18 protein-coding genes are annotated in these 21,888 nt (G+C 59.1%); 10 read left to right on the top strand and 8 right to left on the bottom strand.

Annotated elements, in window-relative coordinates:
* Nucleotides 1–8: 8 nt before the first annotated feature.
* Entirely contained in the window at nucleotides 9–896 is an 888-nt protein-coding gene (locus tag V9L13_RS20865; protein ID WP_027610276.1) for a lysophospholipid acyltransferase, read from the bottom strand.
* Nucleotides 897–936: 40 nt separating this feature from the next.
* A complete protein-coding gene (locus V9L13_RS20860; RefSeq protein ID WP_003220226.1) occupies nucleotides 937–1,494 on the bottom strand; it encodes a DNA-3-methyladenine glycosylase I in 558 nt (185 codons plus the stop codon).
* Nucleotides 1,495–1,575: 81 nt separating this feature from the next.
* Here V9L13_RS20860 and glyQ point away from each other — a divergent pair, with 81 nt between their 5' ends.
* From glyQ to V9L13_RS20840, 4 genes are all read left to right on the top strand, one after another.
* Nucleotides 1,576–2,529: a glycine--tRNA ligase subunit alpha gene (gene glyQ, locus V9L13_RS20855; protein WP_003187265.1), complete on the top strand. Its 954-nt coding sequence runs from the start codon at nucleotides 1,576–1,578 to the stop codon at nucleotides 2,527–2,529.
* Nucleotides 2,526–4,580, top strand: coding sequence for a glycine--tRNA ligase subunit beta (gene glyS, locus V9L13_RS20850; protein WP_338800420.1), 2,055 nt, complete (start codon nucleotides 2,526–2,528; stop codon nucleotides 4,578–4,580). Before glyQ ends, glyS begins: the two co-directional genes overlap by 4 nt.
* Nucleotides 4,581–4,584: 4 nt before the next feature.
* The gene (gene gmhB / locus V9L13_RS20845) at nucleotides 4,585–5,124 is read left to right on the top strand and encodes a D-glycero-beta-D-manno-heptose 1,7-bisphosphate 7-phosphatase (protein WP_177434763.1); all 540 of its coding nucleotides are present in this window, start codon (nucleotides 4,585–4,587) and stop codon (nucleotides 5,122–5,124) included.
* 82 nt (nucleotides 5,125–5,206) lie between these two features.
* Entirely contained in the window at nucleotides 5,207–5,986 is a 780-nt protein-coding gene (locus V9L13_RS20840; RefSeq protein WP_003220219.1) for a lysophospholipid acyltransferase family protein, read from the top strand.
* 168 nt (nucleotides 5,987–6,154) lie between these two features.
* Here V9L13_RS20840 and V9L13_RS20835 read toward each other — a convergent pair whose 3' ends face one another.
* Complete coding sequence (locus V9L13_RS20835; protein ID WP_338800419.1) at nucleotides 6,155–7,687, bottom strand: ATP-binding protein; 1,533 nt, start codon at nucleotides 7,685–7,687, stop codon at nucleotides 6,155–6,157.
* A 168-nt stretch (nucleotides 7,688–7,855) separates the two neighbouring features.
* Here V9L13_RS20835 and V9L13_RS20830 point away from each other — a divergent pair, with 168 nt between their 5' ends.
* Nucleotides 7,856–8,575: a response regulator transcription factor gene (locus V9L13_RS20830; RefSeq protein WP_338800418.1), complete on the top strand. Its 720-nt coding sequence runs from the start codon at nucleotides 7,856–7,858 to the stop codon at nucleotides 8,573–8,575.
* Between the two features lie 37 nt (nucleotides 8,576–8,612).
* Here the strand turns inward: V9L13_RS20830 and V9L13_RS20825 are convergent, their stop codons facing one another.
* The 5 genes from V9L13_RS20825 to dnaA form a co-directional block, all read right to left on the bottom strand.
* Nucleotides 8,613–10,682, bottom strand: coding sequence for a DUF6311 domain-containing protein (locus tag V9L13_RS20825; RefSeq protein WP_338800417.1), 2,070 nt, complete (start codon nucleotides 10,680–10,682; stop codon nucleotides 8,613–8,615).
* Between the two features lie 201 nt (nucleotides 10,683–10,883).
* The gene (gene gyrB / locus V9L13_RS20820; RefSeq protein WP_007960764.1) at nucleotides 10,884–13,301 is read right to left on the bottom strand and encodes a DNA topoisomerase (ATP-hydrolyzing) subunit B; all 2,418 of its coding nucleotides are present in this window, start codon (nucleotides 13,299–13,301) and stop codon (nucleotides 10,884–10,886) included.
* 5 nt (nucleotides 13,302–13,306) lie between these two features.
* A complete protein-coding gene (gene recF, locus V9L13_RS20815) occupies nucleotides 13,307–14,410 on the bottom strand; it encodes a DNA replication/repair protein RecF (protein ID WP_003220208.1) in 1,104 nt (367 codons plus the stop codon).
* A gap of 14 nt (nucleotides 14,411–14,424) precedes the next feature.
* A complete protein-coding gene (dnaN, locus tag V9L13_RS20810; RefSeq protein WP_003220202.1) occupies nucleotides 14,425–15,528 on the bottom strand; it encodes a DNA polymerase III subunit beta in 1,104 nt (367 codons plus the stop codon).
* A gap of 39 nt (nucleotides 15,529–15,567) precedes the next feature.
* Entirely contained in the window at nucleotides 15,568–17,082 is a 1,515-nt protein-coding gene (dnaA, locus tag V9L13_RS20805) for a chromosomal replication initiator protein DnaA (RefSeq protein ID WP_003220200.1), read from the bottom strand.
* A gap of 566 nt (nucleotides 17,083–17,648) precedes the next feature.
* Between dnaA and rpmH the strand changes: the two genes are divergently transcribed.
* The 5 genes from rpmH (at nucleotide 17,649) to mnmE (ending at nucleotide 21,576) form a co-directional block, all read left to right on the top strand.
* Nucleotides 17,649–17,783, top strand: coding sequence for a 50S ribosomal protein L34 (rpmH, locus tag V9L13_RS20800; protein WP_003213577.1), 135 nt, complete (start codon nucleotides 17,649–17,651; stop codon nucleotides 17,781–17,783).
* Between the two features lie 16 nt (nucleotides 17,784–17,799).
* Nucleotides 17,800–18,201 carry a ribonuclease P protein component gene (rnpA, locus tag V9L13_RS20795; protein ID WP_045122860.1) on the top strand — a complete coding sequence of 134 codons (402 nt, stop codon included), beginning with the start codon at nucleotides 17,800–17,802 and terminating at the stop codon, nucleotides 18,199–18,201.
* Complete coding sequence (yidD, locus tag V9L13_RS20790; protein WP_010565858.1) at nucleotides 18,194–18,439, top strand: membrane protein insertion efficiency factor YidD; 246 nt, start codon at nucleotides 18,194–18,196, stop codon at nucleotides 18,437–18,439. Before rnpA ends, yidD begins: the two co-directional genes overlap by 8 nt.
* A gap of 2 nt (nucleotides 18,440–18,441) precedes the next feature.
* Complete coding sequence (gene yidC / locus V9L13_RS20785; RefSeq protein WP_201136175.1) at nucleotides 18,442–20,124, top strand: membrane protein insertase YidC; 1,683 nt, start codon at nucleotides 18,442–18,444, stop codon at nucleotides 20,122–20,124.
* Between the two features lie 81 nt (nucleotides 20,125–20,205).
* A complete protein-coding gene (mnmE, locus tag V9L13_RS20780; RefSeq protein WP_338800416.1) occupies nucleotides 20,206–21,576 on the top strand; it encodes a tRNA uridine-5-carboxymethylaminomethyl(34) synthesis GTPase MnmE in 1,371 nt (456 codons plus the stop codon).
* The last annotated feature ends 312 nt before the right edge of the window (nucleotides 21,577–21,888 follow it).

Genomic DNA, 21,888 nt, shown 5'->3' with positions numbered 1-21,888 from the left:
CAACTTGCTCAGTACCAGCGCGCTTCGCCCGGCGGCCGCTTTTTGAAACGCTTCATGCTCCACATGTACTGGCTCGGATACGCCGCGACATAGCGCTCGACCACCTTGCTCATGGCCGCGCAGGATTCCTCGGTATCGGTGCTGTACATGGCTTCCGGCGCCGCTTCGAGGATCACTTTGTAGCCGGAACCGTCCGGCAGGCGCAGGGCATGCAGGAACACGCCGACCGCTTTGCCGCCGGCGAGCATGTTCGGCACGAATTTGCTGGTCAGCGCCTGGGTGGCGAAGAACGGCACGAAGATCCCGGCGGATTCGGCCGGTTCCGGGTCAGCCGGAATGCCCACTGCACCACCTTTGCGCACTTCCTTGATGACGCTGAGGATGCCTTCCTTGGTGGAGGCAGCGACCTTGTTGCCCAGTTGCACGCGTTGCTTGCGCAGCAATTCATCCACCGCCTTGAGCTTCGGCGGGCGGTAGAAAATGATCGGTTTGCACTGGCTGCAATAGAAGTGGTTGAGCACTTCCCAGTTGCCCAGGTGGCTGGTGATGCCGACCACGCCTTTGCCCGAGGCCAGCGCATCCTTGAGGATGTCGAGGCCTTCGACTTCGCGCACCAGATCGATCGAACGCTGGGCCGGCCAGATCCACGCGCAGGCGCTTTCGGTCAGGGACTTGCCGATGTCCTTGAGGCTCTGGCCGACCAGGCGCTCGCGCTCGGCCGGGTCCATCTGTGGAAAACATTTGGCGAGGTTGATCCGCACCACGTCGCGGGAGCGGTTGGGGGTTTTCCACATGATCCAGCCGATCGCCGAACCCACGGCCTGCACGGCCCGCCATGGCAGCAGGGCAAACAGCCGCAGAGCGCCTACCAGCAAGGCGCCTTTAAACTTTTCCACAGGTCACTCCTGATTTTGTGCTGTGCGCGAGGCGGCCATTCTAACCGCCGTTGACCAGCTGCGCGTAGCGATCGCAGTCCTGGGTGTGATCCATGACCATGCCCGAGGCCTGCATCAGCGCGTAGCAAATGGTCGGGCCGACGAAGGTGAATCCGGCCTTTTTCAGGGCTTTGCTCATCGCCACGGCTTCGGGGGTGATGGCCGGGACTTCGCTGCGATCCTTGAAATGATTGATGACCGGTTTGTCACCGACAAACGACCAGAGGAAGGCCACCGGATCTTCCAGCGCCAGCCAGGCTTGCGCATTACGCCGGGCGGCATTGAGTTTGAGGCGGTTGCGGATGATCCCCGGATCGAGCATCAACTCAGCGATTTCCGCGTCGCTCATCTGCGCCACGCGCTGCACGTCGAAGCCGTACAACACCTCGCGGTAGCGCTCGCGTTTGCGCAGCACAGTGATCCAGGAAAGGCCGGCCTGGAACCCTTCGAGCAAAAGCAACTCGAACAAACCCTGCGCATCGCGTAGCGGCGTGCCCCACTCCTGATCGTGATAAGCCATGTACAGCGGATCTTCGGTACACCAAAAGCAGCGTGGCATAAGGCTCCAGGGGGTGGAGGTGCGACTGAATCGGGTATACTCCCGCTCTTTAAATCGCAGCCCAAGAAACAGGTGAATTTCGTGAGCCAGCCTACGCCAGCCGTGCGTACCTTCCAAGACTTGATCCTCGCGCTCCAGCAATACTGGGCCGAGCAAGGTTGTGTGGTACTTCAGCCCTACGATATGGAAGTAGGCGCCGGCACTTTCCACACCGCGACCTTCCTGCGCGCCATCGGCCCGGAAACCTGGAACGCCGCGTACGTGCAGCCAAGCCGCCGTCCGACTGACGGCCGCTACGGGGAAAACCCGAACCGTCTGCAGCACTACTATCAGTTCCAGGTCGTCCTGAAGCCGAACCCGGACAACTTTCAGGAACTGTACCTGGGCTCGCTCAAGCATGTCGGCCTGGACCCGTTGGTCCACGACATCCGCTTCGTCGAAGACAACTGGGAATCGCCGACCCTCGGCGCCTGGGGTCTGGGCTGGGAAGTCTGGCTCAACGGCATGGAAGTGACCCAGTTCACTTACTTCCAGCAGGCCGGCGGCATCGAATGCTACCCGGTGACCGGCGAGATCACTTACGGTCTCGAGCGTCTGGCCATGTACCTGCAGGGCGTGGATTCGGTCTACGACCTGGTCTGGGCCGACGGTCCGTTCGGCAAGGTGACCTACGGCGACGTGTTCCACCAGAACGAAGTGGAACAGTCCACCTACAACTTCGAACACGCCAACGTCGACAAACTGTTCGAACTGTTCGACTTCTATGAAAGCGAAGCCAAGCGCCTGATCGAACTCGACCAGCCGCTGCCGTTGCCGAGCTACGAAATGGTCTTGAAGGCCTCGCACACCTTCAACCTGCTGGACGCACGCCGCGCGATCTCGGTGACCGCGCGTCAGCAATACATCCTGCGCGTACGCACCCTGGCGCGTTCCGTTGCGCAAGCCTACCTGCTGGCCCGCGCCAAGCTGGGCTTCCCGATGGCGACCCCGGACCTGCGTGACGAAGTACTGGCCAAGCTGGAGGCTGCACAATGAGTGCTCAAGATTTTCTGGTTGAACTGGGCACCGAAGAACTGCCACCCAAAGCCCTGAACACCCTGGCTGAAGCGTTCCTCGCCGGTATCGACAAGGGCCTGCAAACTGCCGGCCTGAGCTACGAAAGCAAAACCGTCTACGCCGCACCGCGTCGTCTGGCCGTGCTGATCACCGCGCTGGCCACCCAGCAGCCGGATCGCAGCATCAACCTCGACGGCCCGCCGCGTCAGGCTGCGTTCGACGCTGAAGGCAACCCGACTCAGGCAGCCCTGGGCTTCGCCAAGAAGTGCGGCGTCGAGCTGAGCGAAATCGACCAGAGCGGCCCGAAACTGCGTTACAGCCAGAACATCGCCGGCAAGCCAACCGCAAGCCTGCTGCCGACCATCGTCGAAGATTCGCTGAACGACCTGCCGATCCCGAAACGCATGCGTTGGGGTGCGCGCAAGGAAGAGTTCGTGCGTCCGACCCAGTGGTTGGTCATGCTGCTCGGTGACCAGGTCATCGACTGCACCATCCTCGCGCAGAAGGCTGGCCGCGACTCCCGTGGTCACCGTTTCCACCACCCGGAAAGCGTGCGCATCGGTTCGCCGTCGAGCTACCTGGCCGACCTGCGTGCCGCCTACGTGCTGGCCGATGCCAACGAGCGTCGCGAGATCATCAGCAAGCGCACCGAAGAACTGGCGACCCGTCAGGAAGGCACCGCGATCGTGCCGCCGGCGCTGCTCGATGAAGTGACCGCGCTGGTCGAATGGCCGGTGCCGCTGGTGTGCTCGTTCGAGGAACGCTTCCTCGACGTGCCGCAGGAAGCGCTGATCACCACCATGCAGGACAACCAGAAGTACTTCTGCCTGCTGGATGCCGACGGCAAGTTGCTGCCACGGTTCATCACCGTCGCCAACATCGAAAGCAAGGATCCGCAGCAGATCGTCGCCGGTAACGAGAAAGTGGTTCGCCCACGCCTGACCGACGCCGAGTTCTTCTTCAAGCAAGACAAGAAGCAGAAACTCGAAGACTTCAACCTGCGCCTGCAGAACGTGGTGTTCCAGGAAAAACTCGGCAGCGTCTACGACAAGGCCGAGCGCGTGTCGAAACTGGCGGCGTACATCGCCGCACGTATCGGCGGCAATGCTTCGTGGGCGGCCCGTGCCGGCTTGCTGTCGAAGTGCGACCTGGCCACTGAAATGGTCGGCGAGTTCCCGGAGATGCAAGGTGTCGCCGGTTACTACTACGCGCTCAATGACGGCGAGCCGGAAGACGTCGCGCTGGCGCTGAACGAGCAGTACATGCCACGCGGTGCCGGTGCTGAACTGCCGGCGACCCTGACCGGTGCGGCCGTCGCAATCGCCGACAAGCTCGACACCCTGGTCGGCATCTTCGGTATCGGCATGCTGCCAACCGGCAGCAAAGACCCGTATGCCCTGCGCCGTGCGGCACTCGGCGTGCTGCGTATCCTGATCGAGAAACAGCTGGATCTGGACCTGAACGACGCCGTGGCCTTCGCCGTGAATGCGTTCGGTGCCAAGGTCAAGGCTGCCGGCCTGGCCGACTCGGTACAGGAATTCATCTTCGACCGTCTGCGCGCGCGTTACGAAGACGAAGGCGTCGATGTCGCCACCTACCTGTCGGTACGTGCGCTGAAGCCGGGTTCGGCGCTGGACTTCGACCAGCGTGTGCAAGCGGTTCAGGCCTTCCGCAAACTGCCGGAAGCGGCAGCGCTGGCGGCAGTGAACAAGCGTGTATCGAACCTGTTGAGCAAGGTTGAAGGCTCGGTGCCGACCGTGGTCGAGGCCAAGTACTTCGACAACGCCAACGAGTTCTCGCTGTACTCGGCGATCCAGCAAGCGGATCAGGCGGTGCAGCCAATGGCCGCAGCGCGTCAGTACAACGAATCGCTGGCACGTCTGGCTGCATTGCGTGAGCCGGTAGACGCGTTCTTCGACGCCGTCATGGTCAATGCCGAAGACGCCAAGGTCCGGGCCAACCGCTACGCGCTGCTGGCGCGCCTGCGTGGTCTGTTCCTCGGGGTTGCCGACATTTCGCTGCTGGGTTGAGGGACTGCTGTTGAAACTGCTGATTCTCGATCGGGACGGAGTGATCAATTACGACTCCGACGCTTATATCAAGTCGGTGGAGGAGTGGATTCCTTTGCCCGGCTCGATCGCAGCGATTGCGCAGTTGAGCAAGGCCGGCTGGACGGTGGCGGTGGCCACCAACCAGTCGGGCATTGCTCGGGGCTATTACGACCTCGCCACCCTCGATGCCATGCACGCGCGCCTGCGCGAGCTGGTGGCGGAGCAGGGCGGTGAAGTCGGGCTGATCGTGTACTGCCCGCATGGCCCGGATGAGGGTTGCGATTGCCGCAAACCGAAACCGGGGATGTTGAAAACCATCGCCGAGCATTACAACGTGGCGCTGACGAATGTCTGGTTCGTCGGCGACAGCCTTGGTGACCTGGAGGCCGCCAAAGCCGTCGATTCACAGCCCGTTTTGGTAAAGACCGGGAAAGGCGAAAAAACTCTGGGCAAGACCCTTCCGGTCGGCACCCTGATTTTTGACGATCTGGCGGCGATTGCCGCAGAACTTATCCACAACTAGAGTGCTTCTGAAGTTCCTGACCAGGGATTGATCGGGAGTGCGCTTGAACAGTCGGGCATCGCCCGTAACGGTAAACGTCGCCATGTCGATACTGCAGGCCATCAGAATCTTCCTCTTTTACCTGCTGCTGGGCACCACTGCCTTGCTGTGGTGCAGCCTGAGCTTTTTTATCGCGCCCTTTTTGCCGTTCAAGGCGCGCTATCGTTTCATCAACGTGTACTGGTGCCGTTGCGCCTTGTGGTTGACCAAGGTGTTTCTCGGCATTCGTTACGAGATCAAAGGCGCGGAAAATGTGCCGGATCGGCCCTGCGTGATTCAGTCGAACCACCAGAGCACTTGGGAGACGTTCTTTCTCTCCGCTTATTTCTCGCCCTTGAGCCAGGTGCTCAAGCGTGAATTGCTGTACGTGCCGTTCTTCGGCTGGGCCATGGCCATGCTGCGGCCGATCGCGATTGACCGCGACAACCCGAAAGCGGCGCTCAAGCAAGTGGCCGCCAAAGGCGATGAACTGCTCAAGGATAACGTCTGGGTATTGATCTTCCCTGAAGGCACCCGCGTTCCTTACGGCACCGTCGGCAAATTCTCCCGCAGTGGCAGCGCGTTGGCGGTGAATGCGGCGCTTCCGGTACTGCCGATTGCACACAATGCCGGCAAATTCTGGCCGAAAATCGGCTGGGGCAAGCAGCCGGGCGTGATCACCGTGGTCATCGGCGAGCCGATGTATGCCGAAGGCACTGGCCCGCGCGCTATCGCCGATCTGAACGACCGGGTACAAGCCTGGAACGAACGGACTCAGCGCGAAATGGGTTCGCTTCCGCCGGCACCGCAAGCGCCTGCAGCCAGTGATCAGATGGCTGTCTGAGATTTTGTGGATAACCTGTGTACGGTTTTGTTGAAAAGGCCTGAATCTTTAATTTAAGTAACTGATTTACTTATATATTTCTCAAGCTCATAAAGCACCGTAAAAGGTGCATAAGTTTTTTTCGGAAGTAAAAAAACCGGCTGATATAGCCGGTTTTTTTGTACCTGTTCACTCAGCGATCAGCGGTAACTGCAGCCGGAACGTGGTGCCTTGATCGACGATGCTGTGGCACTCGATGCTGCCGCCATGATGATCGACCACTGCCTTGACCATCGACAGCCCCAAACCCACACCATCGATACCTTGCGCCGATGAAAAGCGTCGGTACTGCATGAACAGATCCGGCAATTCCTCGGCGGCGATGCCTTTGCCCTGATCGCTCAGTTCACAGCGCAACCAGTCGCCCTGGCAACTGACACTCAACTCGATCGTTGTGTCGGCCGGGCTGTACTTGATGGCGTTTTCCAACAGGTTGAACAAGGCGCGGGTCAGCAGGCCTTGATCAGCGTTGACCAGACGCTCCTGGGATTGTTCGTCCATCGTGTGCAGCAGTTCGATGCTTTTCTGCTGGGCGATGGGCAACGCCTGATCCAGCACGTCCAGCACCAGCATCGCGAACAGGCTGGGCTGAAACTGGTAAGCCTCGGATTCCGCCCGCGCCAGCAACACGAAGCCATCGGTCAATTCCAGCGCGCGGCGGACCTGGCGCTCGATCTGCTCGAACAGCGGTGAATCCGCTCCGGCCTGATGGCGATGCACATCGAGCAGAGCAAGGATCGCCGAATGCGGGGCGCGCAGGTCGTGGGACAGAAAACGCAGCAGTACGCCGCGCTGTTCTTCAGCGGCGCGTTCGGCACTCAGGTCGGTGAGGCTGAGCAGCCAGCCAATGGGAGTATCGCCGTCCACCGGCAGCAATGCCGCCCGCTCCAGACGCAGGCTGCGCTCCTTGTGATCGCGAAACTCCAGCAGCGCCAGAGTGGACAATGCCGGGCGGGGTTCTGTGGACAACTCCGGGTAACCGAGACGGGCCAGTTGCTCGAGAACGTCGCCACCCACCAGCGGGTGATCGAACAATACCCGAGCCTTGCGATTACCCAAGAGGATCTGCCCCTTGGGATCGCTGATCAGCGTCGCCACCGGCAGGTACTCCAGACCGTCGGCAATGAAGCGCCGGGTATCGCGGGTGCGGCTCATCGCTTGCTCCAGCGCCATGATCTGGCCCTGCAGCTGGTCGGCGCTGGTTAATTGCGCGCGGCGCCGTTCCGGAAATACTTTCGGCTCGCGGTCCAGCCGCGCCAGCTCCCAGCCAAAATACGTCAGCACCACGCTCAGGCGCCGCCAGTTCCAGATCAGGTAACCGAACAACATGCCGAGCGCCGATGGGGTCGGTGACCACCAGTGCCGGACTTCCGCCAGGCCGACGCTGGCCAGCAACACGCACGCCACCCCGCCCAATGTTACCCAGATCGCCCAGCGCGGGCGCCACAGCAGCAAGCCGAGGACACACGCCACCAGCCCCACCGAGAGCAATGCGCTCAAGCCCGGCGACGTGTCGTGCAAATTGATCTGGGCGCGATACGACAACAAGGCAGTCAGCGGTAACAACACTAGACTTATCCACAACCACTCACGGACCAGCCGCCGAAACAGGCGTTGGACCTGACTCGGCTCGCGGCTTTCACGCCGACGCGGGCTATTCATGACAAACAGGGCAGGTGACAGTGAATGGTTTCATGGGTCACAGGTCTGAGGAGGTAGATCCGAAGAATCATAGCGGACGACGACCGATGGTGGATTGCTTACTTTCACCGCACAGGCCAAGCCGTTATGGTGGCCGGCCACTGCCCAAGCAACAAGGAACCCACGCGTATGCGCGTTGCGATACTGGACGATGAACCCGCCGAACTGCGTCGGGTCGAGCAAACCCTGCAGCAGATGGCTGCGGTGGGAGACCAGCCCTGGTCGCTGCACAGCTTTGAGCGGGGCGAGGACCTGCTGCGCCAGTTGCGCCGGGACACTTTCGACCTGCTGATCCTCGACTGGCAACTGCCCGACCTGACGGGCCTGGCGCTGCTGCGCTGGACCCGTGAGCACATGGAGTCGCCACCCGCCGCGATCATGCTGACCAGCCGCGACGGCGAAAGCGATATCGTCCAGGCGCTGAACGCCGGTGCCGACGATTACGTGAGCAAACCGTTCCGCCCCAACGAGTTGAAAGCCCGAGTCGCCGCCGTACTGCGCCGGCATAGTCAGCAACGCAGTACCGCTGCCGAAGTCCTGACCTTCAATGACCTGACATTCGACGATGCCGAACTGAGCGTCACCCGCGAGGGCAAGGCAGTCATCATGACCGAGCGTGAATACCGCCTGGCGCGCTGCCTGTTCAGTAACCTGGGTCGGCCGTTGTCGCGCGAGTACCTATACGAACGCTTCTGGCCCCATGAAGAAGTGGCGTCGTCACGGCCACTGGATACGCACATCTATCGCCTGCGCAACAAACTGGGGCTGACGGCGGATCGGGGTTGGCAGTTGCTGACGATTTATGGGTATGGGTATCGGTTGGAAAGTGTCGCGACAACGAGCGAGTGAAAAGGGCAGGCCAACAGCATTGCGTTGGCCCCCTTGATCAATGAAAGGTCAGCGCCAGCAAGCCGATCGCCAGTTTGCGAGTGTCTTCGCTCCAGCCCAGGTCATGCGGGCTGATTGCCAGCGGGAAGTGCAGCTGGATACGCAGCACGCCTTGCTGTGCGACGAGAGCCTGCACCTCGGCGGGCAGGTTGATGTTGATTGTGTTGCTGGTGGCGTTGGTCAGGCTGGTAGAGGTAATAGGCACGTTATTGATCATGATATCTACCGCTTGACGCGGGGTTTTCTCAGACAGAAACGCATTGGTTTCAAGCGTCAGTGAACTCACGCCAGCTTTGGGCTGAAGAATGATCTCGGCATCAGAGCCGACTGACCCTGTACCCCACGTCTCGGCAAACCACCAGCCTTTGCCGAGTGCGTCTGCGCCTCGGCTCCCCTCGACAAACTTCAGTTTCTCGCCGGCACCGAATGAAGGGATCAAATCCCGGGGTGCACCAACCATGCTTGGCAGACACTCAGCGCAGCGCCTCCAGCCCGGTGCCAGCACATAGAAGCCGTCAATCCTGACCAACGCGTCGCTGGCACCGTCCACATTGAGCGCCGCTTGCAGCGCTGCCCGCTGCTCAAGCACATAGAGAGTATCGGATTGATATTTGCCGGAGTCGATGGTTCTGGCGGCGGTATGCTGCAGATCCTCCTGGGCTTGTGCGCTTACGCGGCCCAAGTACACCGCATCGGTGGCGAGGCGGTTGTTGCCCGCGTAATCGGAAAGCGTCATCCAATGAGCCGTCAGGTTCTGCGGAATCATGTAGCGGACCTTCTCATAATGCGCCGCTGCACTTTGCCAGAACGGATCGACCATTGGACTTTGCCAGGCTACAGCGGGCGTGGCCATCTGTTGCCGGCGTATGCCGGCCCAACCAGCCCGGGTGTCGACGACCTGTACCAGCAGCGCTGTCAGCAACAGTACCAGCGCGGTCCGTGGCGCCGCGTTACGCACGATCAGGAACACCACCGCAAAGATCGCCGCGTACATGACCGGCCAGATCATTCGCCCCGAAGCGCGGAAAATACCGGCCATGGCAATGACAGGCTCAGGTAATCCATAAACGAACTCGAACGGTCCGACACCGATCCTGTTGGAGAACGCAAAAAGCATCAGGCCCAACAGTGCCATCAGCAATAACCACTGTTTGCGCAGTGCTGCCACGACATGGCTATTGCCTGAGCGGATGAACCACAGCACGCAAGCCAACAGGAATATCACCCCAGTCCCCGGAAAAGCCATACCGGCCGAATCCCCAGGCACGCCAGGTATATCGCCCAGAATATAAGACCATCCGGCGGGGTCGAAAAAGGTTAGCGCGTTGGCGCGAAACAAACCAAAGCCGAATGAAGCAAGGCCCTCTCCTTTAACGGTGAAATAGCCCGCTTGCCAGCAACACCCCGCTGTCAGCAACAGAAAGCCAACCAGTTCGACCAACGCGTTTTTCAATGGCAATTGCCGCTTCAATGATCGAGTCAGCAGGTCGGCCAGCCAGATCAAGCCCACCATTGCCAATAGATAAGCGTGTATCAAGGCCGCGAATGCCAACAATCCGCCCCAAGCCAAACGACGCCATTTGACGCGAGGGCGCAATGCCAGAAACAACGCGGCCAGGATCAGAAAATGCCCCGCGAGGGACAGATGCTCGCCCATTCGCGAAATCAGTGCAGGGTTGAACAGAAAAAGCGTCACGCTCAATAAGCGCAGCGCATTGTTGGCGGTGGCCAAGCCCACCAGCTTCCAGGCGAACCAGCCCTGTAGCACGAAGCACAGCAGTAGCCAGAGGCCAAAGTACTGAAAGGGTTCGGGCAGCCATTCGGCGAAGGGTTTGAAGATCAAGGCCAACAGAGGATTGGAATCAGAAAAGATGATTGCGCTGCTCAGCTCCAATCCATACGAAGGGTTAAGTCCTAGGGGCCAAGACCAGGGCGAGTGTCTGAAGAACACCCAACCCAGGTAGTGCGTGGCCGGATCACCACTGCCCAGCCACGCAATGTTTTGCGGGTTCAGCGCCCTGGGGCCGATGACGATAAAAAACGCCACAACCCCCAGCAGCAAGGGCAACGCATTGACCCATGGACGTCTAACGGAATCCTTCGTTACGCATTGATGAGTCAATTGATTGCTCTTTTTTTAGTCGTTTTTCTACAATCCGGCCGCCGCCTGTCTGCGACGGGAGAGCCGCATCGTATCGCGCCTCAAGACGAAATTGAACGCAAAAAAAAGCCCGCTTGCGCGGGCTTTTCGTGAGCAGAGTCGGCAACCTTAGAAATCCAGGTTCGAAACCGCCAGCGCATTGCTCTCGATGAAGTCACGGCGAGGTTCGACCGCATCACCCATCAGGGTGTTGAAGATCTGGTCTGCGCCAATGGCGTCTTCGATGGTGACTTTCAGCATGCGGCGCACGCTTGGGTCCATGGTGGTTTCCCACAGCTGATCCGGGTTCATTTCGCCCAGACCTTTGTAGCGCTGAATGGTGTGGCGCTTGGTGCTTTCAGCCATCAGCCAGTCAAGGGCTTCCTTGAACTCGGTGACCGCTTTCTTGCGCTCGCCACGCTGGATGTACGCGCCTTCGTCGAGCAGGGTGCTCAGTTGAGCGCCGAGGGTGACGACGGTCTTGTAGTCGTTGCTGCCGAAGAAGTCGCGGTTGAAGGTGACGTAGTTCGACAGGCCGTGGGAGATCAACTCCACCTCTGGCAGCCACACGCCACGTTCACGGTCTTCACGCAGGCTGGCCTTGTAGACCAGACCCGACTTCTCGACGGTACGCAGACGTACTTCGTACTGAGCCAGCCAGTCTTGCATCTTCGCGTGGTCGCCGAGCATTTCCAGGCTCACGGCCGGCAGGTAGATGAAGTGCTCGGTCAGTTCCTGCGGGTACAGGCGCGACAGACGCTTGAGGGTCTTCATCACCATGCGGAAGTCGTTCACCAGACGCTCGAGCGCTTCACCGGAAATGCCCGGGGCCTCTTCGTTCAGGTGCAGGCTCGCATCTTCCAAGGCCGACTGCGTCATGTACTCTTCCATGGCATCGTCGTCTTTGATGTATTGTTCTTGCTTGCCTTTCTTGACCTTGTACAGCGGCGGCTGGGCGATGTAGATGTAGCCGCGCTCGATCAGCTCCGGCAACTGACGGAAGAAGAAGGTCAGCAGCAGGGTACGGATGTGCGAACCGTCGACGTCAGCATCGGTCATGATGATGATGTTGTGATAGCGCAGCTTGTCGATGTTGTACTCTTCGCGACCGATACCGCAGCCGAGCGCAGTGATCAGCGTGCCCACTTCCTGGGACGAGATCATCTTGTCGAAGCGTGCTTTCTCGACGTTGAGGATCTTGCCCTTCAGCGGCAGGATCGCCTGGGTCTTGCGGTTACGTCCCTGTTTGGCAGAGCCGCCCGCGGAGTCACCTTCCACGAGGTACAGTTCGGACAGCGCCGGGTCTTTTTCCTGGCAGTCAGCGAGCTTGCCTGGCAGGCCGGCGATGTCCAGAGCGCCTTTGCGGCGGGTCATCTCACGGGCCTTGCGCGCCGCTTCACGAGCACGGGCCGCGTCGATCATCTTGCCGACGACCAGCTTGGCTTCGTTCGGGTTTTCCAGCAGGAAGTCGGAGAAGTACTTGCCCATCTCCTGCTCGACCGCAGTCTTCACTTCGGACGACACCAGCTTGTCTTTGGTCTGCGAGCTGAACTTCGGATCCGGCACTTTTACCGAGATGATCGCGGTCAGGCCTTCACGGGCATCGTCACCGGTGGTGGCGACTTTGTGCTTCTTCGCCAGACCTTCCTGCTCGATGTAGTTGTTCAGGTTACGCGTCAGTGCGGAACGGAAACCCACCAGGTGAGTACCGCCGTCGCGCTGTGGAATGTTGTTGGTGAAGCACAACAGGTTCTCGTTGAAGCTGTCGTTCCACTGCAGGGCGATTTCCACACCGATGCCGTCTTCACGCTGGATGTTGAAGTGGAACACCTGGTTGACCGCAGTCTTGTTGGTGTTCAGGTATTCAACGAATGCACGCAGGCCGCCTTCGTATTTGAACAGTTCTTCCTTGCCGCTGCGCTCATCCTTGAGGACGATGCCGACACCGGAGTTGAGGAAGGACAGTTCACGAATGCGCTTGGCCAGGATGTCCCAGCTGAAGTGAATGTTCTTGAAGGTTTCGCTGGAAGCCTTGAAGTGGATCTGGGTACCGGTGGTTTCGCTGTCGCCAACGATCGCCATCGGTGCCTGAGGTACACCGTGGACGTAGGTCTGTTCCCAGATCTTGCCGCTGCGGCGTACGGTCAGTACCAGCTCTTCGGACAGGGCGTTCACGACCGACACACCTACACCGTGCAGACCGCCGGATACCTTGTAGGAGTTATCGTCGAACTTACCGCCAGCGTGGAGGACGGTCATGATGACCTCGGCGGCGGAAACGCCTTCCTCTTTGTGCACGTCTACCGGGATGCCACGGCCGTTGTCTTTAACGGTGATGGACTCATCCGGGTGGATGATGATGCTGATGTCGTCGCAGTGGCCAGCGAGGGCTTCGTCGATCGAGTTGTCGACCACCTCGAACACCATGTGGTGCAGACCGCTGCCATCGTCGGTGTCACCAATGTACATACCGGGACGTTTGCGTACGGCATCCAGGCCTTTCAGCACTTTAATGCTCGTTGAGTCGTACGTATTTTCTTCGCTCAATGCCTTCACTCCCGATGGTCGTGGGTCTGGGTGATACGGCCCTGTTCCACGTGGAACAGAGCGACTGGCGTTTCCGTCTGCCAGCCTTCCCTCAATAATTCGTGATCTACACAGGTGATGAACACCTGGCAGCGTAAGTCTTCCAGCAAGCGGCACAGCGCGCGACGGTGGCTCTCGTCCAGCTCGGACGGCAAGTCATCCACCAGATAAATACACTGGCCGCGTCGGGCCTGGCTCACCAGATGCCCCTGGGCAATTCGCAAGGCACAAACCACCAGCTTCTGCTGACCCCGGGACAAGATGTCCGCGGCATTGTGTGCGCCCAATCTAAGGCGCAAGTCAGCGCGTTGCGGTCCGGCCTGGGTATGACCCATTTGCTGGTCCCGTTGCACGGAGCCAGCCAGTACGGCACTCAATTCCCGGTCCTTGTCCCAGCCTCGGTAATAGCTGAGCGTCAAACCTTCAAGCTCAACCAGTTCGCTCAAGGTTTGTTCAAAGACTGGTTTCAAGGCTTTGATGTAAGCGCGGCGGTATTCATCGATTTCAGCGCTGGCCTGGCACAGTTCCCTGTCCCAAACCGCTTGCGAAACGGCGTCAAGTGTACCATGCCGCAGCCAGGAGTTTCTCTGGCGCAAGGCCTTCTGCAAACGCTGCCAGGTCGCCATGAAACGCGGTTCGACGTGGAACACACCCCAATCGAGAAACTGCCGGCGAATCTTCGGCGCACCTTCGAGCAGGCGAAAGCTGTCGGGGTTGATCAGCTGCAACGGCAGGATTTCTGCCAGTTGCGCGGCGCTGCGGGCGTTCTGCCCGTCGATGCGGATCTGGAACTCACCCTGACGGTCGCGAGATATCCCCAACGCACTGTGGCCACCCTCGGCCAATTCGACCTGACCGAACACGGTGCAGGCGAGTTGTTCGTACTGGATGACCGGCAACAGCCGCGTGCTACGAAACGAACGGGCAAGCCCCAGCAGATGAATGGCTTCCAGCACACTGGTTTTGCCGCTGCCGTTGGCGCCGTAAAGAATGTTGATGCGGGGGGAGGGGGAGAAGGTCACCGGGTGCAGATTGCGCACCGCGGTGACCGAAACACGACTTAAGGACATCCAGGATCAGCTGATTACAGACGCATCGGCATGACAACATAAGCCGAGTCGTCATTGTCGGACTCTTGCACCAGCGCACTGCTGTTGGAGTCGGACAGGATCAGGCGAACCTGCTCGGTGGTCATCACGCCCAGCACGTCGAGCAAATAGCTCACGTTGAAGCCGATTTCCAGCGAGCCGCCGTTGTATTCAACGCCCACTTCTTCTTCCGCTTCTTCCTGCTCCGGGTTGTTGGCCTGGATCTTCAACTGACCGTTGGCCAGTTGCAGACGAATGCCGCGGTACTTCTCGTTGGACAGAATCGCGGTACGGCTGAACGCTTCACGCAGGGCCTGACGATCGCCCAGTACCAGCTTGTCGCCGCCCTTCGGCAGAACGCGCTCGTAATCCGGGAACTTGCCGTCGACCAGCTTCGAGGTGAAGGTGAATTCGCCGGTGGTGGCGCGGATGTGGTGCTGACCCAGAACGATGCTGACGTTGCCATCCGGCTCGGTGAGCAGACGCGCCAGTTCCAGAATACCCTTGCGCGGCACGATCACCTGGTGGCGATCCGGCTGACCGATATCGGCCTGCATCGAGCACATCGCCAGACGGTGACCGTCGGTGGCCACGGCGCGGATCACACCTGCCGAGACTTCCAGCAGCATACCGTTGAGGTAGTAGCGCACGTCCTGCTGGGCCATGGCGAAGCTGGTGCGTTCAATCAGACGACGCAGTTTGCTCTGCTCCAGGCTGCAGGTCAGCGAGCCCGGGCCTTCTTCAACCGTCGGGAAATCGTTGGCCGGCAGGGTCGACAGGGTGAAACGGCTACGGCCGGCCTTCACGACCAGCTTCTGCTCGTCGACCTTGATGTCGATCAGCGCGTCGTTGGGCAGGCTCTTGCAGATGTCCATCAGCTTGCGCGCAGGCACGGTGATGGAACCGGTTTCGGCCGGCTCTTCGAGTTGCACGCGACCGACCAGCTCGACTTCCAGATCGGTACCGGTCAGCGACAGTTGCTGGCCATCGACGACCAACAGCACGTTGGACAGTACCGGCAAGGTCTGTCGGCGCTCGACGACGCCTGCGACCAGTTGCAGGGGTTTCAACAGGGCTTCGCGTTGAATGGTGAAATGCATGGTCTAGTCCCTTGCCTTAATAAGCTGCGCTGGTGTTCATCAAGTGGTCAGTGTACGCAGCAGGTTCTTGTAGTCCTCGCGGATGTCCGCGTCGGATTCCTTAAGTTCGTTGATCTTGCGGCAGGCGTGCAACACCGTCGTGTGGTCGCGACCACCAAACACATCGCCGATTTCCGGCAGGCTGTGGTTGGTCAGTTCCTTGGACAATGCCATGGCCACCTGACGCGGACGAGCCACCGAGCGCGAACGGCGCTTGGACAGCAGGTCGGAAATCTTGATCTTGTAGTACTCGGCGACGGTGCGCTGAATGTTATCCACAGAGACCAGTTTGTCCTGCAGTGCCAACAAGTCCTTCAGGGATTCGCGAATCAACTCGATGGTGATGTCGCGGCCCATGAAGTGCGAGTGAGCGATCACGCGTTTCAGCGCACCTTCCAGCTCGCGGACGTTGGAACGAATTCGCTGGGCAATGAAGAACGCCGCGTCGTGCGGCAACTCGACTTTGGCCTGGTCGGCCTTCTTCATCAAGATCGCCACGCGGGTTTCCAGTTCCGGCGGCTCGACGGCAACCGTCAGGCCCCAGCCGAAACGAGATTTGAGGCGCTCTTCAAGGCCTTCGATTTCTTTCGGGTAGCGGTCACTGGTGAGAATGACCTGCTGGCCACCTTCAAGCAGGGCGTTGAAGGTGTGGAAAAACTCTTCCTGGGAACGCTCTTTACGGGCGAAGAACTGAATATCGTCGATCAGCAACGCGTCCACCGAACGGTAGAAACGCTTGAACTCGTTGATCGCGTTCAGTTGCAGCGCCTTGACCATGTCGGCCACGAAGCGCTCGGAATGCAGGTACACGACCTTGGCATTCGGGTTCTTCTTTAATAGATGGTTACCCACAGCGTGCATCAAGTGGGTTTTACCCAAGCCGACGCCGCCATAAAGGAACAACGGGTTGTAGCCGTGCTTCGGGTTATCCGCTACTTGCCAGGCCGCCGCACGGGCGAGCTGGTTGGACTTGCCTTCGACGAAGTTCTCGAAGGTAAAGGTGCGGTTCAGGTAGCTGGTGTGTTTGAGCGCGCCTTCGACCTGCACAGTGCGCTGTTCGGCGCGAACCGGGGCCTGTTGCGATGCCGCACCGGCCATCGGATCAAAGCTGTCGCGGGACGGCTCTTCACTGACTTCCTCGGTTTTCTGCGTCGAGCGCTTGGCCGGGGCTGCGCTCGGCGCTGGCGTTGGCGGGCTGGCCGGCGCGGCATTGGCCTGAGCTTGCGCCGCAGCCAACGGTGCATTCGGCGCGGCGCGCGGTGCCGAGCTGCGTTTGCTGCCTATTAATAAGGAAAGCGCTGGCGCCATGCCGTTGCCGTGCTCATCCAGCAGTTCAAGGACGCGACCGAGGTACTTTTCGTTGACCCAGTCCAGCACAAAACGGTTCGGTGCGTAGACGCGCAACTCGTCGCCTTCGGCTTCGACCTGTAGTGGACGGATCCAGGTGTTGAATTGTTGGGCAGGCAGCTCCTCGCGCAAAAGCTCCACGCACTGCTGCCAAAGTTCCACTGACACGGATATCCCCTAAGTTGAAAGCCGGTGAGGCAAAAACAAGCGGCCATTGTAACGGCGAGCCGTCCACTTATCCACATGCAGGTTGTGTGGTGACCATGATTAATCAATGCGTTAACCGGTAAAAAGGCGACCAACGGTGTGTGAATAAGCTCTGTGGATAACCGCCTCTGAGGGCACTGGACAACTGGGGGTGGAAGTCGGTGGATAACCAGCCTGTGGATAACAGGCCATTCCACGCACAGGTTATCCGACAGCGCAGCACAGGCTGAACACGGTTTTCCACTGTAGTTGTCATTCTCTGTACATCAAGCTTTATAAGGGCTGAAGGTAGTTATCCACAGAAGAACGTCGCCCTAGCTTTTATAAGCTTTACAGAAAAGCTTTAAATAATTCCCTTCTTTATTTTTATGTCTGGCAAACAGGATTTCGGTTCCGTGAGCTCCAGAGATCTATTTATAAGGAAACGTTGGTTGGAAATTGACCTGAAGGCTTGCTTTCTCTAGAATCCCCGGTCTCTTAAAACGGGGGCCATTCCGGCCCGTTGTGGACGAACCAGGTAACACGACATGAAACGTACTTTCCAACCAAGCACTATCAAACGCGCTCGTACCCACGGTTTCCGTGCTCGCATGGCTACCAAGAACGGTCGCGCTGTCCTGTCGCGTCGTCGCGCCAAAGGTCGTGCGCGTCTGGCAGTTTGATAATCCGGTACTGGAGGTGAGTCAGGACTTCAGTCGGGAAAAGCGTCTGCTTACCCCCCGGCATTTCAAGGCAGTCTTTGACTCCCCTACCGGCAAGGTTCCGGGGAAAAATCTCCTGCTCCTTGCGCGCAACAACGATCTTGATCACCCCCGTCTCGGGCTGGTTATCGGGAAAAAGAGCGTAAAGCTCTCCGTTGAGCGCAATCGCCTCAAACGTCTGATGCGCGAATCGTTCCGTCTGCACCAGGACTCACTGGTCGGCTGGGACATCGTTATCGTCGCGCGTAAAGGTTTGGGCGATGTAGAAAACCCCGAATTGATTCAGCATTTCGGCAAACTCTGGAAGCGCCTGGCCCGTAACAAGCCAGTTCCAGCAGTCAACACCGAAACTGTAGGGGTAGACAGTCCAGATGCGTAAACTGGCCCTCGTTCCGATCCAGTTTTATCGCTATGCCATTAGTCCCCTGATGGCTGATCACTGTCGTTTCTACCCCAGTTGTTCCTGCTACGCGTTAGAAGCCATCGAAAATCATGGCCTTCTGCGCGGTGGCTGGCTGACCTTTCGTCGTTTAGGTCGCTGTCATCCGTGGAATCCCGGTGGTTATGACCCGGTTCCACCTATCCCTACCTCCCGTTCTTCTTCGATGGCCGAGTAATCATGGATATCAAACGCACGATCCTGATCGTCGCCCTGGCAATCGTGTCCTACGTTATGGTTCTTAAATGGAACCAGGACTATGGCCAGGCTGCCCTGCCGACTCAGAATGTTGCTTCCAGTACGACTGCATCCGGTTTGCCGGACACCGTTCCTGGCAATAACGCTTCCGCCAGTGACGATATTCCGCGTGCCGCAAGCGATACCAGCGCGCCTGTGGAAACTCCGGTCGCTGCCAGCAAGGATCTGATCCAGGTCAAAACCGACGTGCTCGATCTGGCGATCGATCCACAGGGCGGTGACGTTGCTCAACTGACTTTGCCACTGTATCCACGTCGTCAGGACCGTCCTGATGTGCCGTTTCAGCTGTTCGACAACGGCGGCGAGCGTACTTATCTGGCACAAAGCGGCCTGATCGGCACCAACGGTCCGGACGCAAGCCCGGCCGGTCGTCCGGTTTACTCCTCGGAGAAGAAAAGTTATCAACTGGCTGACGGTCAGGACCAACTGGTCGTCGACCTGAAGTTCAGCAAGGACGGCGTGAACTACATCAAGCGTTTCACTCTGAAACGCGGCCTGTATGACGTGACCGTCAGCTACATTGTGGATAACCAGAGCGCTCAGCCTTGGTCCGGTTCGATGTTCGCCCAGCTGAAGCGCGACGCCAGTGCCGACCCTTCGTCCACCACTGCCACCGGTACTGCGACTTATCTGGGCGCCGCCCTGTGGACAAGTTCCGAGCCGTACAAGAAAGTGTCCATGAAAGACATGGACAAAGGTCAGCTCAAGGAAACCGTCACCGGTGGCTGGGTAGCCTGGCTGCAACACTACTTCGTGACTGCATGGGTTGCGCCGAAGGGCGAAAACAACATCGTTCAGACGCGTAAAGACAGCAAGGGCAACTACATCATCGGTTACACCGGTCCTTCGCTGACCGCTGCACCGGGTGCCAAAGTTGAAACCAGCGCCATTCTGTACGCAGGTCCGAAAAGCCAGGCCGTGCTGAAAGAGTTGTCCCCAGGTCTGGAACTGACTGTCGACTACGGCATTCTGTGGTTCATCGCTCAGCCGATCTTCTGGTTGCTGCAACACATCCACGCGATCGTGGGTAACTGGGGCTGGTCGATCATCTTCCTGACCATGCTGATCAAGGGCATCTTCTTCCCGCTGTCGGCTGCCAGCTACAAATCCATGGCGCGCATGCGTGCAGTGGCGCCGAAACTGGCTGCACTGAAAGAGCAACATGGCGATGACCGGCAGAAAATGTCGCAAGCCATGATGGAGCTGTACAAGAAAGAGAAGATCAATCCGCTGGGTGGCTGCTTGCCGATCCTCGTGCAGATGCCGGTTTTCCTTTCGCTGTACTGGGTTCTGTTGGAAAGCGTGGAAATGCGCCAGGCGCCGTTCATGCTGTGGATCACCGACCTGTCGATCAAGGATCCGTTCTTCATCCTGCCGATCATCATGGGCGCGACCATGTTCATCCAGCAGCGTCTGAACCCGACTCCGCCGGATCCGATGCAGGCGAAGGTCATGAAAATGATGCCAATCATCTTCACTTTCTTCTTCCTGTGGTTCCCTGCTGGTCTGGTGCTGTACTGGGTTGTGAACAACTGCCTGTCGATTGCCCAACAGTGGTACATCACGCGTAAGATCGAAGCGGCGACGAAAAAAGCCGAGGCGTAACTTACTCTGTGGATAACACCACTCAAAACGCCCCCTAGTGGGGCGTTTTGCTATCTGCCACTTTTGTCTGGATTCCGGTTTATGAGCGCACCTCGTGAAACCATCGCCGCCGTCGCCACCGCTCAAGGTCGTGGCGGTGTCGGCATCGTCCGTATTTCCGGGCCGTTGGCCAGTGTTGCGGCCAAAGCCATCAGCGGCCGCGAACTGAAACCGCGTTACGCGCATTACGGGCCATTTTTCAGTGATGACCGGCAGGTGCTGGACGAAGGTCTGGCGCTGTATTTCCCGGGGCCAAACTCGTTCACCGGCGAAGACGTGCTGGAGTTGCAGGGGCACGGTGGCCCGATCGTTCTCGACATGTTGCTCAAGCGTTGCCTGGAACTGGGTTGCCGTTTGGCTCGTCCGGGTGAATTCAGCGAGCGCGCGTTCCTCAACGACAAACTCGACCTGGCTCAGGCCGAGGCGATCGCCGACCTGATCGAAGCCAGTTCTGCACAGGCTGCACGCAATGCCTTGCGCTCCCTGCAGGGGGCGTTTTCCCAGCGTGTGCATAACCTCACCGAACAACTGATCAGCCTGCGCATCTACGTCGAAGCCGCCATCGATTTCCCGGAAGAGGAAATCGACTTCCTCGCCGATGGCCACGTGCTGAGCATGCTCGACAAGGTGCGTGAAGAGTTATCCACTGTGCTGCGTGAAGCCGGGCAGGGCGCGTTGTTGCGTGATGGCATGACCGTGGTGATCGCCGGTCGTCCGAATGCCGGCAAGTCCAGTCTGTTGAATGCCCTGGCCGGCCGCGAAGCCGCGATCGTGACGGAGATTGCCGGTACCACCCGCGATATCCTGCGCGAACATATCCACATCGACGGCATGCCGTTGCACGTGGTGGACACCGCCGGTCTGCGCGATACCGATGATCAGGTGGAAAAGATCGGCGTCGAGCGTGCGTTGAAGGCGATCACTGAAGCGGATCGGGTGCTGCTGGTAGTCGATGCCACCGCGCCGGAAGCTGCAGATCCGTTTGCCCTGTGGCCGGAATTCCTCGAAACCCGGCCGGATCCGGCCAAGGTCACCTTGATCCGCAACAAGGCTGACCTGACGGGTGAAGCAATCGCTCTGGAAGTCAGCGACGATGGCCATGTGACCCTCAGCCTGAGCGCCAAATCCGCCGGCGAAGGTCTGGAATTGCTGCGCGAACACCTCAAGGCCTGCATGGGCTACGAGCAAACCTCGGAAAGCAGCTTCAGTGCCCGTCGACGGCATCTGGAAGCTCTGCGCCACGCCAGTGCAGCGCTGGAACATGGTCGTGCACAGCTGACCTTGGCGGGTGCCGGTGAACTACTGGCCGAAGATTTGCGCCAGGCGCAGCACTCTCTGGGCGAAATCACCGGGGCATTCAGCTCCGATGACCTGCTTGGGCGGATCTTCTCCAGCTTCTGCATCGGCAAATAACCCTTCTGCTGTTCACAGACAGGCCCGTTCGCGGCCTGTCTGCACTCCTCATTTCTCAATTCCTTTCTCCAGTGCCGGGCAGATTCCCTCGCCCTGAGCGGATTTCCGTTGCCCGCCAATCACTCATTCAGCTGATTTCTGTGGATTAAGCCCTGTGAATAACTGCCTATGAGGTCAGTTGATAACAGGGCCTCAAAACTGGATATAACTGCCTCTGTGGATAACCATCCCATTCATCCACAGGCTTAAACCGGTTATCCAAGGGCCTCATTGGCACCTGATAACAGGGTTTTAAAACTCTGTACACATTGA

The sequence above is a fragment of the Pseudomonas sp. RSB 5.4 genome, from assembly GCF_037126175.1.
In the GTDB taxonomy this organism is placed as follows: Bacteria; Pseudomonadota; Gammaproteobacteria; order Pseudomonadales; family Pseudomonadaceae; genus Aquipseudomonas; species Aquipseudomonas fluorescens_H.
Note: the sequence above shows the minus strand (reverse complement) of the source record. Positions and strands in the feature narration are given on the sequence as shown.